The organism is Rhodopirellula baltica SH 1, from assembly GCF_000196115.1.
GTDB classification, from domain to species: Bacteria; Planctomycetota; Planctomycetia; order Pirellulales; family Pirellulaceae; genus Rhodopirellula; species Rhodopirellula baltica.
Genome location: NC_005027.1, coordinates 3,374,675 through 3,390,132, shown reverse-complemented (window position 1 = coordinate 3,390,132; position 15,458 = coordinate 3,374,675). Strand labels below are relative to the sequence as shown.

Below are 15,458 nucleotides of genomic sequence, written 5' to 3'. Positions count from 1 at the left end.
CGTTGCCAATCACGAATGACGGTTTTGAATTTCGCGTCGAAGCCAATTCTTTGTCGGGGGGTGATCGCCCGAAGCCGCAAGATTTGGTTAAGTTGAGAGGTTCTGAGTTGCTTTCTTTGATCGAAATTTCTTCTTTGTTTGACTGACTTATGCGAGTGCTCTCGGGAATCCAGCCAACCGGTCGTCCCCACTGGGGAAACTACTTCGGTGCGATTCGCCAATACATTGATCTGCAAGAAGACAATGAGGGTTTTTACTTCATCGCCGACTTGCACGCCCTGACCACCGTTCGTGAACCGGAAGTGCTTCGCGAAAACGTGATGAATGCCGCGTTGGACTTGTTGGCGTTGGGATTGGATCCTTCCAAGGCCAATTTGTTCGTGCAGTCCGATATCCCCGAGGTGACCGAGCTGACCTGGCTGCTGATGACAGGAACGCCGATGGGTTTGCTCGAGCGTTGCCATGCTTTCAAAGAGAAAAAGGCAAAAGGTTTGACTGCCGACGCGGGCTTGTTCACGTACCCGGTGTTGATGGCTGCTGACATTTTGGCGTACGACTCGCAAATTGTTCCCGTTGGCGTGGATCAGGTTCAGCACATCGAAGTTTGCCGTGATTTGGCCGGTTCATTTCACCATGCGTTCGGAGAGACGTTTGTGTTGCCTAAGGCAAAGACATTGGACGTTGGTGCGAAGGTTCCTGGTACCGACGGGCAGAAGATGAGCAAGAGTTACAACAACACATTGCCGCTGTTTGGCGAGGTGAAGAAAATTCGCAAGCAGATCATGCGGATTGTGACCGACAGTCGTCCAATGGAAGATCCCAAGGATCCAACCGACGATCATTTGTTCCAGCTCTATCAGTTGTTTGCTGGTCCGGCCGAGGTCGAGACCATGGCGGCCAAGTATCGCGCTGGCGGGTTTGGCTATGGCGAGATCAAGAAGGCGGTCGCCGAAGTGAGCGAAGAGTACTTTGCCCCGGCGCGAGCGAAACGCGAAGAGCTGGAATCAGACTTGGATACGGTGCGAGATATTTTGGCCGAGGGTGCCAAGCGGGCTCGCGAGGTCGCGGCCAGTGTGGTTGACCGGGCCCGACGCAATTGTGGATTGCGTTAACCAATGGCAATCGTGGCAGTCGGGACGGAAATTGTTCAGTGTGCTCGGATCGCTCAAATGATCCAGCAGCACGGAGAGCAATTTCTAGAGCGAGTTTTCACGGCAGCCGAGATTGACCATTGTGCTCAACGGCCCGACGCGACGGGCCATTTCTCTCGCCGGTGGGCGGCCAAGCAAGCCGTTTTCAAGGCACTGCGATGTCATCGACGGGGTGTCAGCTGGACTGACATTGAAATCGCAACGCATCCAAGCGAAGGCCCGACAATCGAGCTGCATGGGATCGCCGCGGATTTGGCCGAAGAAGCGGAGATTGACGCGATCCACTTGAGTCTCGGTGGGTGCCGCACGCAAGCCATCGCCTATGTCGTGCTCTGCGACTGACTCGTTCTTCGGCTACTCAAGCTCAACCGTCTTGCGTCGATTCGCCTGATCAAGATGCGAGTTCTCCGGAAGCTGGCTTCGTTGTGATTTGGCTCGCGGCCTAATGACTCCGACACCCTAAGGTGATTCTCGATCCCAAGGTGATTCTTGATGGCGTCGTGTTGCTCGCTATCAGCAGCTTGCGGTGCGTTGCGTTACAGTAGGAGGCGGTGTCGGCTTCAGGGCTGTCTATTACGCTTCGTGACCTAGCGGATCAACCAATGGTGAATGAGCGAAGAATCGCGATAGGACTCAGTTGGTGTGCTGTCGTTGCCACCACGTGTGGAGCGATGTTACTGGTGACGGCTTCGCCGGCATTTGCGGCGGATACGTACCGCGTCAGTGTTGGTCTCTCAGCGTTTTATACGTTTGAGGAAGGCCGCGGTGACACGGTCAAGGATCGCAGCGGCAGCGGGAAATCGCTGGATCTAAAAATTGAGAAACCATCGGCGGTGAGTTGGGAAGATGACGCACTCGTGGTGCGTTCGGCAACCAAAATCGAATCCGTTCACCCCGCCACCAAGTTGGCTGAACAAACCAAACAGTCCAATGCTTGGACGATTGAAGCTTGGATCAAACCAGCAAACGCTTCTCAGAAAGGGCCAGCTCGAATTGTTTCGATGTCCAATAACTCGGTTCAGCGAAATTTCACACTGGGACAGGAGCGTGATCAGTATCAGGTTCGTTTGAGAGCAACATCGACTAGCGAAAACGGGCTTCCCGAAACAGCCAGCGGCACGGCGAAGGTTGGGACCAAACTCAGTCACGTTGTTTTCACGCGGCAAAGCGACGGCGGCGTGAACTTTTATGTGGACGGTGAGCAAACCGCATCGAGGAAAGTGGCTGGTCAGCTGAGCAATTGGGACGGCGGCTTTCCACTGATATTGGCAAACGAGCGAACGTCGGAACGGCCTTGGTTGGGCGAGTTTCATCTCGTTGCGATCTATTCCCGATCGTTGAGCGACGCCGAAGTTTCGCAAAACTATGCCGCCGGTCCGAAGGCGGGCATCGACCCGCACGAAGCTCAACGCCGTGCACGGGTGAAAGCAGAACAGACGTTTGCGACGAAGGTCGCTCCTTTATTTGCCCGCCATTGCTTGGAGTGTCACGACTCCATTTCGAAGAAAGGTGATCTGGATCTGTCACGCAAAGTGGACGCTATGGCGGGCGGCGAAAGCGGGAAAGTGATCCTGCCCGGCGACGCGGACCGGAGCCCACTTTGGGAGCAGATCGTTTCCGGTGATATGCCGCCGCAAGGGCCCGGCCTTTCGCCATCCGATCAGGCCGTGATCAAGGAATGGATTGACGATGGGGCGGTTTGGTCGATCCATACGATCGATCCCGCCGTTTATGCCTCGAAACCGGGGGCAAGTGATCACTGGGTTCAGCGTCTCACCGTTCCCGAATACATCGAAACGGTTCGCAGTGCGGTTGGTGTCGATATCTCCGAAGAAGCAAAGCGGTTGTTGCCGCCGGATTTGCGAGCTGACGGGTTCAGCAACACCGCATACAACCTGAGCGTGGACTTAAAGCACGTGGAGGCTTATTCGCAGCTTGCGGAAGTGATCGTTCAGCGAATGGATGTGCTTGAGTTCGCCAAGCGTTTTTCGAAGTCACAAAGTCTGAACACCGATGCGACCGCAAGAAAATTTGTCGCCTCGGCGGGTGAATGGTTGCTGCGTGGGCCTTTGGACGATCGCGAGGTGGTCAACTACAGCGGAGTTTTGACCGCTGTCGCCAGTGCGGGCGGTGACTACGAACAAGGCGTGGGGCTGATGGTTGAGGCGATGTTGCAATCGCCTCGATTTATCTATCGCATTGAGAGGCAACCTGACGGAGGTGGCAGCCGGCGAGTCACGGACTTCGAATTGGCCTCTCGGATGAGTTACATCCTTTGGGGCGGGCCACCGGACGCGGTTTTGATGAAGGCAGCGAGAGATGGACGGCTCACGGACAAGGATCGCTGCCGAGCGGAAGTTGAACGGATGCTGAAGGATCGCCGAGCGATCGAGCGTTCCAAGCAGTTTGCAATTGACTGGTTGAATCTGAGTCGGCTCACCAACATGCAGCCCAACCCGGAGAGGTTTCCCGACTGGACACCCGAATTAGGAATCGACATGCATGCCGAAACGCTCGCCTTCTTTGAAGAGTTGGTCTGGAAGCAGGAGCGTCCAATGAGCGATTTGTTCGACGCACAGTTCACCTACGCAACTCCTCGACTGGCCAAGCATTACGGTTGGAAGCCGCAGGGAAACGGGCTTCGCCGATACGATCTGTCGAGCGAGCCTGTAAGAGGAGGTTTGCTGACGCAAGGTAGCGTGCTAACGATCGGGGGCGATGACGCGTCGATGGTTACGCGAGGTCTGTTTGTGATGAGAGACTTGCTCCGCGGTGTCATTGGGGCACCTCCGCCAGGCGTCGATACGACACCGGTGCCGCCCAAACCCGGGATGACTCATCGTGATGTCGCTGAGGATCGAATTCAGAACGAGTCGTGCGGCGGTTGTCACATCAAGTTCGAGTCGCTCGCGTTTGGCTTGGAGCAGTTCGATGGTTTGGGAGCGTTTCATCTCAAAGACGAGTTTGGCAACCAGCTTCGTTCGGAAGGTCAGCTCGTGGTCCCCGGGGAAGCAAAGCCGCAGCCCTACGAGACGCCCGCTGATTTGATGAAGCTGCTGTCGACAAGCGATCGTGTTCGCGAAACTTTGACTTGGAAAGTAACGCAGTTCGCGATGGGCCGACCTTTAGGTGCCCGTGATGTAACCGAGGTGGAGCGGATTCATCAGGCTGCCACGGGTGCGGGCGGTCGTTACGCCGATGTGGTCACCGCGGTGGTGATGAGCGATCTGGTGCAGAAGACTCGATCGCAGGACGAGCCGTGACTGAAGCGGCTCAAGGAATTTGAATCAACAATCAGCCCGGGCGTTGTTCCTGGCTCAGCCTGTCCGAGCATTTTCTACAGGACCTATCATGAAGAGCAAACGGATTCATCGCCGCACAATGCTTCGAAGCTTGGGTGCCGCCACGGTTGGGCTGCCGCTTTTAGAAGAGATGTTGGCCTCAACCGCGGTGGCCGCGAATGCGACGCCGGAAATTCCGATTCGAGCGTTCAACGTATTCTTTGGTTTGGGCATTCCAGCACCATTGCAAAAGGAAGGGTTCCAAGGGGTTCTTCAGCCACTGCAGCCGCTCAGTAAGAAGTTGCTGATCATGCGTGAGGTCGACCATGTTCGCTGCGACGAAAAAGGCATCAACGCACACTACGATGGCGCCACTGCTGCTTTCACCGCTGAGCCACCCGACGGCGAAGCCAAATCCGGTGGGCCGTCAATCGATCAGGTGATTCGCCGGGCTCACTATCCTGGCGGTCTGCCAAAGGGGATGGTGTCAACATTGGCTGGCGGGACATTCTTTCGCAGATCTCGCGTTGGACGCTATGTCCATAGTTACAACATGGACGGAACCGTTGCGGCGACGATCCAGGAAAAACCTCGCGAGCTGTTTGAGCGCGTATTTGGCGGTGTCGCTCTGGCCGGTGGCGATCGAAGTGAAAGATTGAAGCGAAGCGTGCTAGATACGGTGGTTGAAGACTATCGGCACTACACCGGTGCGAACTCACCTTTAGGGGCGTCGTCTCGAGCCCGCGTGGCGGACCACCTGGATCGTATTCGTGAATTTGAGCAGCGAGCGTTCGCAATGAAGCATCGGCAACCGAACGGCCCGCAGGTCCCGCCTCGTTCGATCATTCCACATGGCGGTCCGGCTGACCCCGGTGGCCAAGGCATCGATATCACGTTGGATCAACTTACCTCCGAGTGGCGTTTGCTATCGGACGTTTATGCGTTGGCGGTACAGATGGATCGTGTCCGCTTTGGTGCGCTGACATTCCTTGCCGCTGGCGAACGCATTCGGCTGACCGGCGACTACATCTACAACGGCAAAAAGTTGTGGGAGTTTGACGATGCGAGGCAGCAGAACGCGAGTGGTGACAAAGGGTGTAGTCACGAGTGGTGGCACAAGTTCAATGAGAAAAAGAAGAACGAGGCGCTGCGTGCCCATGCTCATATGAAGATGCAGGAGGTCGCCTACTTCCTTAGTGCTTTGGACAGCGATGAATGCCGAGAGCCAAACGGGCGGACGATTCTGGAGAACTCATTGATCACCATTTCGACCGAATCGGGAGATGGTCGCCACAACGATGTGAAGCGAGAGCTGTCGGGAGTTTTCCATTGCATCACCGGCGCCAACGGTCGTTTCAAGACCGGCCAGATCATGAACGTTGGAGCGGAGGGACTGGATGTCTACAACACGATGCTGGATGCCTTTGGCACCAAGGATCGGCTTGGTCCGAAGAAGAGAGACGGCCGGCAGATCGATTCCATTCGAGCCTGACGAGCGATGGTGCCCGATGGCGGTTTTTCCAGGGTTGGCCAATGAAACAAGCCGCATGTGACAACACATGCGGCTTGAGTCGTTTCAATTTCGAGCAACGCTGACGCTCATGAATCAACCACGAGCGAAACGTTGAGTGAAAGGAGCGAAGTCTTCAGGCGAGATCATTCTCCGCCGCGACCGCCACGTCCACCTCGACCGCCACGCTCACCGCGTTCGCCGCCGCCTTCTCCGCCACGTCCGCCACGCTCACCGCGTTCGCCGCCGCCTTCTCCACCACGTCCGCCACGAGCACCGCGTTCACCGCCGCGTCCGCCACGAAGGGCTTCCAGGTCGAATGGATCGCCCTTCATTTCTTCGAACTTTTTCTTTTGCTCGGCGGTCAGGACGGCCATCACTTCTTTTTCCATGTTTTCACGCATCGATTCCATCGCGGTTTGCATTTTTTCGCGATCGCGACTTTGCATGATCTCACGCATTTCTTCACGCATCTTGGTTTCCATTCCCGAGCGGATTTCCGTCAGCTTTTTCTTCTGATCTTCGGTCATGGTCAGGGCTTCTTGGACTTCAGGTGACGACAGTGCCATCAGGCCTTGGGCTTGAATGCCGATCTCATCAAGACGTTCCATTTGCTCGAGCGTCAGAACAGTCTGAAGCTGCATGCGAGTTTCTTTTTCTTGCTCTTCACGCTGCGATTGCATTTTTTCGAAGAACTCGCGTCGATCTTCTTCCGATGCGTTGCGGAAGTCGAAGTCTGGTCGCGATTGTTCGCGGGCTTGTTCTTCCAGCTTTTTCAAAGCTTCGGTTTGTTGCTCGTCGATGCCGAGTTCTTCGCGAACTTTTTCAGCACGTAGCAGGCCGAGGGTGGATCCACCACCGCGACCGCCGAACATGGCACCTCCTCCGCCACCGCCACCTGGAAAACCGCCTCGGCCACCACGGCCTTGGGCGTTCGCGATGGAGGCCGACTGGAGAGTCAGGCCAGCGGCCATCGCCAGCATGGCAACGAAACGCAATTTAGGAGCGAATTGGGCTTGGGACAAACGGCTCATTGTTAGGCAACCCTTCGAAATGGTCAGATGAGAAGCGGGGAATCAGTTGTCACCTGAGCGAAAGTGCCGGGCGTACAAACTGAAACCGAAGTTGATTCAAAAGTTCTAACCCGCCATTTCTATTGAGGTTTCGCAACATTTCTAATTTGTAGTCAAAGTTGAAACGCTCCGCCGGTGTCCCATTTCAGAAAATTCTTTGCCGTTGCCGCTTGTCCGAAACGTACAGTCCAGCGATTCGCGAATCAGCCAATCGAGTGAGGCAGTTCGGCCGCGGCCGCAGCTGGACTGCTTCTTTCAAGCTCGAGTTCCCACCTCCATGTTCGAGACTTAGGATTTTACGATGAAGAAGATCATTCTGGCTGCATTGGCTCTGTTCGTTTTGCCCGCCACCGTGCAAGCGGACCACCACAACGAAACAGCGAAAAAGAACATTGTTGAGACGGCGATTTCAGCAAAGTTCAACACGCTGGTTGCTGCCGTGAAAGCTGGCGGTTTGGTGGAAACGTTGAGCGGTGAAGGCCCGTTCACCGTGTTTGCTCCCACGGACGAAGCCTTTGATAAGCTTCCCGAAGGCACGTTGGATAGCCTGCTGAAACCGGAAAACAAGGATCAGTTGGTCGCGATTTTGAAGTACCACGTGGTTTCCGGTAAGGTTCCCGCCAAGACCGTTGTCACCTTGGATTCAGCTGAAACGCTGGGCGGAAAAGTCAGCATCGAAGTCAAAGATGGAACCGTGATTCTGAACGACAAGGTGAAGGTCGTGAAGACGGACGTGATGGCCAGCAATGGAATCATCCACGTGATCGATTCGGTCATTTTGCCACCCAGCAAGTAAGCAGTGACCAAAGCGGCCAACCGCCGCAGACTGAACTCGAAAATAGCTCGTCGGAAACGGCGAGCTATTTTAGTTTCTTGATACCCGCTGACGGGTTGATCGTCCGGATTGCACGTTTGACCGTTTCTTTCATCGGGACGCGTTTGAGAGCCTGAACCATGGTGGCTTCCGCCGCGAAAGCGATTCGGTGCCATCTTGAGTCGGTGATTGTGCCATGGACAACTTGCGTCGTCGTGCCCGTCTGTTTTGTCTTGTACTGCTGTTCGCCGTAGCCCATATCCACGCAGTCGATTCCGTGCTGCGTCGCGGCTCGAATGGTCTCGGTGAACAGGGCCGTTCCCGGAGAGTAGCGTGCGAACGCCGGGTCGTAGGTTGGGAACCAATAGTGCAGTCGTCCATGTTCGATCATCCCAATATGCGTCGCCACAGGACGATCACCCGACCACAGTACCGAGCAGATTCCTCGCAGTGAGTCATTGGAAAAGTCGTCACCCGCGACGGCCGAATCCAATTGCAGGCCGGGTTGCGCGAGCGAGTTTTCGTAGAGGGTCGTGATGAGGTCGCGGGTCCATTCCGGAAGAAACAAATCCAAGATATGGGTGCGTTGATACTGGGCGCGTTTCCACGCAATGGTTTGCTCCAGAATCTTTGGGCAGCGACAGTCCATCTCCAGTCGGACCGGTCCAATTTCGCGACCTAGCTTGCGAGTTTTCTGGCCCTGCTTGCCGATGGTTCGGTGTTCTTTCTCCAGACGCCTGAGGTAGTCTCCCGAATCACCACCAAGGTCAGCTCGAAAGGCTTTGACCGATTGCAAGTGATAGCGGTCGACCCAGTCGGGATCGCTACCGACGATGGCGTGAAGATTGAAGGCACGCACCTTTGCTGCTTTAGCAATCGCAGTCCAGTCGATTTTGAGACCGGGGATCGCAATCACGTTTTGAGCGTCGTTGAGAAACCGTCCCGCCGGAACACCGACGCCGCCAACTCGATGGAAGGGAAAGAAACCCAGGGGAGTGCCGTCGCTCGATCGCAGGACGGCGGTCAGCACATCGCCTCGGACGGCGTTGACCGCGGCAGCGAATCTCGCCGCGAAAAACGGCGGCGCAAACTCATCTCGCAGGGCTCGAATTCGTTCCCATCTTTCTAAGTCGTCACGTGACAGACTGGCGAACTCGCAAACGTCGATCTGGTGGACGTCTTGGTTGTTCGCCATCGTTGAGACGGCCGGGTGGTTGATGGGGCTGTGATCCAAAGCTTTCGCCGCAGACTTGCGGGCTTCCCCCGGATCGGAATCTTCCGTCGAACGCTCACCCAAACCGTTTGCCAGTGGATCACTGGGCGTCGAAGGTTGGGGAGTCATGGAAGGTATGGGGGGTGACAATGCCTGTCTCATCGAAAAAGGTGCCGATACAAGTCAGCCAATCTTCGACGAGACGGATTGCCTAGCGTCGGGCTTTCTTGCTCTTCGCACCGCCCTGACGGACCTTGAACTTTGGATTGCTCTTGCAAATCACGTAAATACGGCCGCGTCGCTTGACCACCTGGCAGTCCGGGTGGCGGTACTTCAACGCTCCAATGCTACTAACGACCTTCATCCGATGCTACTCGCGGGTTAAATGTTGATGCCAAAAACCAACTTTGTTCGTCGGCAAACGGCAGAGAATAGCGAAAAATTAGCGCTCGACAACTCCAATCGTCACGCTCATGCCATTTTGGCAAAGGATTCTTGAAGGAATTCCAAGGGAAATAGGCAAAACGAAAGTTCGCGGCTACAGAGAATCTTCTCCGTTGCGGCTTCTTGATCGAGTCGTGCCAATCGACCGCGAGTTTCGCGACGCTGTTCTGAGAGCTGCAGTGTGATTTGAGCGTTCAGGCGTGAGACCGAATGATGCCAAGCACGCCGACTCCCCGAGGTTGGCATTCGGTCAAGCAGTTCGAGTTTCTGGTCTCGAAATGCTTTCTGGTCCGGGTTCGAGGCGTCGAGCCACTTCTCGCCTTGGAACTGAAGTTCACGTTCTTTCCGCAACAGTTCTCGACGTAAATCTTCGCGGGCATAATCGGGCTCTTGTCCAGGCAAGCGGATCGTTCCTGAGACGACCTGCAATCCAGGCGGAGTGATTTGGAAGAACTGCGTCATAATGCGGTCGGCGAGCTGATCGTATTTGCCGCCACCAATTCCGTGCAGAAACAAATCGCTGAGAACCAGCCGGGCAAACATCGTCGTCATGAGGGCACGAGGACGCAGTTTGAATTCCGGAGACGCCGCCTCGGCCAATTGAGTCGATGCGAGTTGACGATCGGTGGCCGACACCTTGACTGAGATCGTTCCGGCAGAACCCGAGTTCGATCCCGCGATTCCGGATGGAGCATCGCTGATGTGCCACAGATGGCCCTCACGGCGAACCCAGACGCCGCGACGTTGCGGTTGATTGTTGCCGTAGACCCACAGCGGTGTTTCGTACCAACCGTCTTGGAATCCAAGGTTGGGGACCGGGTGAGCCGAACTACGGATGCCGTGCCACGCACGATAATGATCGGCCGATCCGTTGTAGACCGATTGAAATCGCTCGATTTCGTCAATGATTTCCATCACAAAACGCGCGAACGGCAAGCCGCGAACGGCGACGCCGAGCGGAATTTCCAGTGTCTGCCAATTCATTTCCGCTTCGAGGGCGTGGCGAGCTTGAGCGAGTGCGCATCCGGCAATGCCGCAACGAGCGATTGCCTCGCGTGCGTGCTTCCAAAGAGCGGTCACGCATGGATCCGAAACCAGCGGTGCGATCAGGCGGCGAACGCCCGAATCGAAGTGATCGAACAGATCCTTGTCGCGAATCTGTGCCTGTTCAAACGGAAGCGTTTCTCCGCCCTGGTCATACGGGACGCTCTGCCAAGTCCCCCGAAGCGGGGCGTCGTCGCCGTCACCCGCAAGGTTGACGAGTGGTCGCAATTGCGGCACGCGAATCAATCTCGCAGCGGCCACATCGTTGTCGATCACGAGATTGATTGGCAGCGCACAGCATTCGCTGGCGACTTTTTGCAGCGTGTGGTTTTTGAACCAAACCCCGGGATGAAATAGGGTTGGTTGATGACCCGCCAACACGATGGGCCGGCTGTTGTTTTCGCCACTGCCGATCGGTTGGTCCGCACAAAACGAGGCGACGTCGCGGTAGGAAGAGGTGTATCGTCGGGCGTCTCCGACCAATTGCTCACGAGCGACTTTTCGCAGATCGGACCAAAACGATCCGGCGGGCATTTCCGCATGGGCCGTCGCGAGGTTGTTCTTCAGCAACAACTCCGCGTCGCAGATCGGTGGCTCGATCAGGGTGCCAAGTGTCTGAGCGGGCGCACGCAGCTCGCGATATTCGGTCGCGGGCGATTGGCCAGCATTAGCGTGGGGCGAATTCGCGGTCAACGAAGTGGCGTTTTGAGCGGACGGAGCGAGATTGGATTGGGAAGAGCTCAAAGTGTTCTTTCGTGGGTCGATGACTCGGAAGCGAATCGCTAGTCAGCCCACGAGAACAGGTTGCTCAGGGCCACTGCGGATCGGTGATTTTTCGATTGAGGGTCGCCAGCCGCGATTGGACATCGAGCAGACGTTGCCAGGCTGCCTGCTGTAGCACGACTTGTTCCGAATCCTCCTGCGTGGTCGCAGATTCGATCAATCTTTCCAGTCGTGATTGTAGATAATCCAGGATTTCGCACAGTTGTGCTTTTTGGCCAGGAGTCAAATCGTCGGGAATTGCCGGCAGATCTTCCACATGCAACGCATCGACGGGAACGGGGGACTTTGGGTCCTGGCGAAGATCGACCGCCATCGATTCGTCCGACGACTTAACGTCTCGCTGAATCGCACCCTTGCTGCCGCCGCCGATCGCTTGCAGCCGGGCCGCAATTTGTTCCTCGGATCCCAGCAGCAGAAGGCTGCGGCCAACCGCAACCAAGTCGCCGTGTCGGAGGATCTTCAGCTGGCATTCCGTTCCGTTGACCTTGGTACCATTCGTACTATCCAAATCGGTCAACACCAACCGTTCGTTATCCCTTTGGATCTTAAGGTGGCAACGACTGACACGCTCGTCGTTGAGCTGAATGTCGTTGCCTTCCTCTCGTCCGATGGTCAGGGGAGGCTCGATCCCCTCGAAGACCTTTCCACGGTCGGCGCCGTGTAGGACTTTGATCGTTACGCTGGACACCGCGGGCCTCGATCTGGAGTGATGCTTACGATTGTTGGGCGTCGGAGAAAAGCAAGGCAAACGCCGAATGATGTAGCTGACTTCCAAGCCGTCACAAGTACACGTCCGTTATAGTTCAAATGCGCGTTCCGCGATCCTACCCCGCACCAAAATTCACCAAGATTCCGAAAGGAATGATCGCATATTCGGCATCACGTCAAATCACCTGAACAACGATGCACTTCAAGTAGTCGCTCTCGGGGCATGAGACCGCGAAGACGTGATCGGGCGATGGACCGCGACTTTCCAGAACGATGAGATCGCGACCTCGCTTCCGCCCGACGTCGACCAGCATGTTCAAAAAGTCCGCTCGAGAGACTCGCCCGGAGCAACTGCAGGTGACCAGAATTCCACCCGGCGGCAACAGATCGACCGCCGAGGCATTCAGCCGCGTGTAGGCTCGTAGCGCCGCATTGGTTTGGTTGCGTGAACCAGCAAATCGCGGTGGATCGAGGATGATCGCATCAAACTGTTCGCCGCGTTCACGCCGTTCTTTCAGGTCATCGAAGCAGTCGCCTTGATCGAATCGAACGTTGGTCAACTGATTGCGTTCAGCGTTGCGCTTGGCAATGTCGAGCGCCCGCTCGCTGCTATCGACAGCCACCACTTCTTTGGCGCCGGCACGCGCGGCGGCCAGAGCGAAGCCACCCGTGTAGGTGCAGATGTCGAGCACTCGGCGGTCGGCCATGTAGCTCGCCGCGGCGGCGTGGTTGAGTTGTTGATCGAGATAGCCACCAGTCTTCTGGCCGTCTTGCAAGTCAATCGCCATCTCCAAACCATTGTGTTGGTACCACACGGTCGAATCGGCTTCGCTATCCAGCGTCGTCAGCGACTGCAGCTCAGCCAAGGTTTCCTCCGAGACGCCTTCGTGTTTGACGGTTGCGTCATCCATGCGAACCAAAACTTTTTGGCAAGGCGTTTGGTGCCGAGCCGCCGCGGCGGTGACTTCGCGAATCAAAGTTTCCGTTCGCGGAATCAGAGCTCCGCCGGTGATTTGGATGCTCAGGCAATCGGCATATCGGTCAACGATCAGACCGCTCATTCGATCTGACTCGCTGAAGATCAGGCGTTCGCCGCCTTGTGGGTTGGCCGGGCCGGTCAAACGTCGACGTGCAACGGCTTGCTCGATCCTTTCTGCCCACATCGAGTCGTCGATTTGTTCTTCCGACGAAAACGCATAAAGCCGAATTCGCAGGCGGCTTGCCGGATTGATCAACCCGCGGGCGATCCAGTTTCCGTCGTAATCCAGCAGGTCAATGATTTCGCCGCAGGCTGGTAGTTGGCGATCGGCGGGATCCGATTCAGCGGCTGGTTGGTCCGTTTCGGCGGCATTCGTGTCAGCAGACGGTGACTGGCCATCGTCGGAAGGGGCCTCAGGAGTCACTTCGCGGAGCGTGGCGTGTGCCAGTGCGTTGGCCATGACCCAAGGGTGTCGCGACAAAAACGGGTAGTGGCGATTGGGACGAGTGCGAATTTGCCAACGGGCGGAAGAAGATTGCATCAGGTTGAAAGTGACCAAATTGTCGATGGAGGCGGGTTTGCCGGGGACGGCGGAAATGGCAAAATAGGCGAACTGCGAGGATAGTCGCTCAGAGCACGTTTGTTTTGATCGAAGTTACGGCCTTGCTCGAACCGATATAGTGCGAGAACGATTCAGTTGGATCGTTCCATTTCTCAATCAAACTGGAAGGTTAGACCATGCACGTCGTTGCTGAACCCTGCTCGGGATGCAAGTACACCGATTGCGTCGTCGTTTGCCCTGTGGAGTGTTTCTACGAAGGCGAACAGATGTTGTATATCCACCCGGAAGAGTGCATCGACTGCGAAGCCTGTGTACCGGAATGTCCCGTGGAAGCGATTTTCCATGAAGACAATCTGCCAGAAGAGTGGCAAAGCTACATCGAGTTGAACGCAGAGATGTCTGAAAAAACGGAAGTGATCACCGAGAAAAAAGAACCTCTCGCTGACAACTGATTCGTTGCTCTTGGAGCGAATGAACCTGTCTGCTCAACCGGTCCGCGTGCTCGATTCTTTCATCGAACCGATTCGCGGGCCGGAAGTCAGACCATTCGTTTGAGCCTCCTCATGGCACAACCAGCCGAGCCAACAATCTGTGGTTGATTCCGCCGAATCCGAATCGCGGGAGCCTGCTCCCGTACGGCGGACCGCTGGATGGATGCGCTGGGCCAAACGACTCATTGCCGTCCTGGTTGTCGTGGGCCTGCTGCTGGCGGCCAAGGATGCGGTCGAGCGTTGGCAAACCGAAGTCGCCGCGGTGCAGATTCGTGTCCACGCGCTCGATGAAAAGTTGCTGGCCACGGAACCACCCGCGATCGATCAACTGCCGGATCAAGATTCAGTCGACTCGTCTTCGGCAGATCGTCAATCGCTGATGGAAGAACGGACTCGGTTGCTGCAGTCGCTTCCAACGTGGCAGAACGTTTCTCTGGGATCGATCATCCTTGCGGCGATGTTCTATGCCATTGGTTTGTTGCCACCAGCATGCGTTTTGCACGGAGCCCTGCGCGGATTCCATGTTCCTTGTTCGTTGATGAGAGCCACCGCCGCTCAGTTGCTCGGGCACGCGGGGAAGTACATTCCCGGTAAAGCGATGGTGGTGGTGCTTCGAGTGTCCGCGGTGGTCTCGACCTCCAACACGGCCAGCCTGCCTGCTGTGATGGGAGACACACCGTCGAGGCAACTTCTCATTGGTCGAGCGACCACGTGCGTGTTTTTTGAAACGCTATTGATGATGTCCGTTGGTGGCGCATTAGCGGGTTGTTTGATGTGGTCGACACCGCTTCCTCAGTGGGTGAAATGGGCGGCGTCGTTGATGGCGGTGGCTGCCTGCATACCAACTCTTCCACCTGTCATGCGGCGCGTCATCGCACTGGTGAGCAAGCGACGGGATCGATCTCGATCCGTTGAATCGGCGGGTGGGGCGACCGGAGGGGAGGCGGGTTCGGACCCATCAACCCATGCGTCTACTGCGGCGGCGGATGTCTCGTCCGCGATCACTTGGCCGCGACTGATGTCGGGTTGGGCTTGGTCGCTGTTGTCTTGGTGCTTGATCGGTTTGTCATTTGCCTGCGTGATGAAGGCCATTCCCGCGTACAATGGATTGCCGATTGGTCATGAGTTACTGACTGTTGCCACCGCCGCGATCAGCCTTGGCATGGTCCTCGGTTTCGCGTCGTTGTTGCCCGGCGGTGCTGGCGTTCGCGAGTGGGTGACGTTGATCGTGTTGGGCACTGTGACCGACCCAACGCACGCTTTGTTATGCGTGATCACCGCGAGAATTCTGTTCATCGTTGTCGAGAGCATCTTGGCTTTGGCCAGTCACCTGTACTTGCGAGCCATTTCGGTTTGAATCGGATGGTAGAAGCGTTTTGCAGCACGTTCATGAATGGTTGGCGTG

At 56.3% G+C, this 15,458-nt stretch carries 13 protein-coding genes; 7 read left to right on the top strand and 6 right to left on the bottom strand.

Annotated features, from left to right (window positions below):
• Window positions 1–149 precede the first annotated feature (149 nt).
• The 4 genes from trpS (at window position 150) to RB_RS13105 (ending at window position 5,924) form a co-directional block, all read left to right on the top strand.
• On the top strand, window positions 150–1,112 hold the full coding sequence (gene trpS / locus RB_RS13120; protein ID WP_011120916.1) for a tryptophan--tRNA ligase: 963 nt from the start codon (window positions 150–152) through the stop codon (window positions 1,110–1,112).
• 3 nt (window positions 1,113–1,115) lie between these two features.
• Entirely contained in the window at window positions 1,116–1,493 is a 378-nt protein-coding gene (gene acpS / locus RB_RS13115) for a holo-ACP synthase (protein WP_007324752.1), read from the top strand.
• 329 nt (window positions 1,494–1,822) lie between these two features.
• A complete protein-coding gene (locus RB_RS13110; RefSeq protein WP_231846465.1) occupies window positions 1,823–4,414 on the top strand; it encodes a DUF1592 domain-containing protein in 2,592 nt (863 codons plus the stop codon).
• Window positions 4,415–4,502: 88 nt separating this feature from the next.
• Window positions 4,503–5,924, top strand: coding sequence for a DUF1552 domain-containing protein (locus RB_RS13105; protein ID WP_164921968.1), 1,422 nt, complete (start codon window positions 4,503–4,505; stop codon window positions 5,922–5,924).
• 164 nt (window positions 5,925–6,088) lie between these two features.
• Here the strand turns inward: RB_RS13105 and RB_RS13100 are convergent, their stop codons facing one another.
• The gene (locus tag RB_RS13100) at window positions 6,089–6,976 is read right to left on the bottom strand and encodes a hypothetical protein (RefSeq protein WP_011120912.1); all 888 of its coding nucleotides are present in this window, start codon (window positions 6,974–6,976) and stop codon (window positions 6,089–6,091) included.
• Window positions 6,977–7,316: 340 nt separating this feature from the next.
• Here RB_RS13100 and RB_RS13095 point away from each other — a divergent pair, with 340 nt between their 5' ends.
• Window positions 7,317–7,811 carry a fasciclin domain-containing protein gene (locus tag RB_RS13095; protein ID WP_011120910.1) on the top strand — a complete coding sequence of 165 codons (495 nt, stop codon included), beginning with the start codon at window positions 7,317–7,319 and terminating at the stop codon, window positions 7,809–7,811.
• Window positions 7,812–7,875: 64 nt separating this feature from the next.
• Here the strand turns inward: RB_RS13095 and RB_RS13090 are convergent, their stop codons facing one another.
• The 5 genes from RB_RS13090 to RB_RS13070 all read right to left on the bottom strand — a co-directional run bounded on the left by RB_RS13090 (window position 7,876) and on the right by RB_RS13070 (window position 13,559).
• Window positions 7,876–9,171, bottom strand: coding sequence for a GNAT family N-acetyltransferase (locus RB_RS13090; protein WP_164921967.1), 1,296 nt, complete (start codon window positions 9,169–9,171; stop codon window positions 7,876–7,878).
• A gap of 82 nt (window positions 9,172–9,253) precedes the next feature.
• Window positions 9,254–9,406, bottom strand: coding sequence for a type B 50S ribosomal protein L36 (gene ykgO / locus RB_RS13085; protein WP_007327677.1), 153 nt, complete (start codon window positions 9,404–9,406; stop codon window positions 9,254–9,256).
• Between the two features lie 107 nt (window positions 9,407–9,513).
• Window positions 9,514–11,274 (bottom strand): hypothetical protein, encoded by a 1,761-nt coding sequence (locus RB_RS13080; protein WP_011120907.1) that lies wholly within the window; start codon window positions 11,272–11,274, stop codon window positions 9,514–9,516.
• Between the two features lie 64 nt (window positions 11,275–11,338).
• Window positions 11,339–12,001 carry an FHA domain-containing protein gene (locus tag RB_RS13075; protein ID WP_007327679.1) on the bottom strand — a complete coding sequence of 221 codons (663 nt, stop codon included), beginning with the start codon at window positions 11,999–12,001 and terminating at the stop codon, window positions 11,339–11,341.
• Between the two features lie 196 nt (window positions 12,002–12,197).
• Complete coding sequence (locus tag RB_RS13070; protein ID WP_011120906.1) at window positions 12,198–13,559, bottom strand: class I SAM-dependent rRNA methyltransferase; 1,362 nt, start codon at window positions 13,557–13,559, stop codon at window positions 12,198–12,200.
• Between the two features lie 179 nt (window positions 13,560–13,738).
• Here RB_RS13070 and RB_RS13065 point away from each other — a divergent pair, with 179 nt between their 5' ends.
• Together RB_RS13065 and RB_RS13060 are read left to right on the top strand one after the other, a co-directional pair.
• Window positions 13,739–14,014, top strand: coding sequence for a ferredoxin family protein (locus RB_RS13065; RefSeq protein ID WP_007333249.1), 276 nt, complete (start codon window positions 13,739–13,741; stop codon window positions 14,012–14,014).
• A 139-nt stretch (window positions 14,015–14,153) separates the two neighbouring features.
• Window positions 14,154–15,410, top strand: a complete 1,257-nt coding sequence (locus tag RB_RS13060) for a lysylphosphatidylglycerol synthase domain-containing protein (protein ID WP_011120905.1) — start codon at window positions 14,154–14,156, stop codon at window positions 15,408–15,410.
• Window positions 15,411–15,458 lie beyond the last annotated feature (48 nt).

Coding starts and splice junctions, on each gene's coding strand:
- RB_RS13100 (WP_011120912.1), bottom strand. CDS start 6,976: ATGAGCCGTTTGTCCCAAGCCCAATTCGCTCCTAAATTGCGTTTCGTT.
- RB_RS13105 (WP_164921968.1), top strand. CDS start 4,503: ATGAAGAGCAAACGGATTCATCGCCGCACAATGCTTCGAAGCTTGGGT.
- trpS (WP_011120916.1), top strand. CDS start 150: ATGCGAGTGCTCTCGGGAATCCAGCCAACCGGTCGTCCCCACTGGGGA.
- RB_RS13110 (WP_231846465.1), top strand. CDS start 1,823: ATGTTACTGGTGACGGCTTCGCCGGCATTTGCGGCGGATACGTACCGC.
- ykgO (WP_007327677.1), bottom strand. CDS start 9,406: ATGAAGGTCGTTAGTAGCATTGGAGCGTTGAAGTACCGCCACCCGGAC.
- RB_RS13065 (WP_007333249.1), top strand. CDS start 13,739: ATGCACGTCGTTGCTGAACCCTGCTCGGGATGCAAGTACACCGATTGC.
- RB_RS13090 (WP_164921967.1), bottom strand. CDS start 9,171: ATGACTCCCCAACCTTCGACGCCCAGTGATCCACTGGCAAACGGTTTG.
- acpS (WP_007324752.1), top strand. CDS start 1,116: ATGGCAATCGTGGCAGTCGGGACGGAAATTGTTCAGTGTGCTCGGATC.
- RB_RS13095 (WP_011120910.1), top strand. CDS start 7,317: ATGAAGAAGATCATTCTGGCTGCATTGGCTCTGTTCGTTTTGCCCGCC.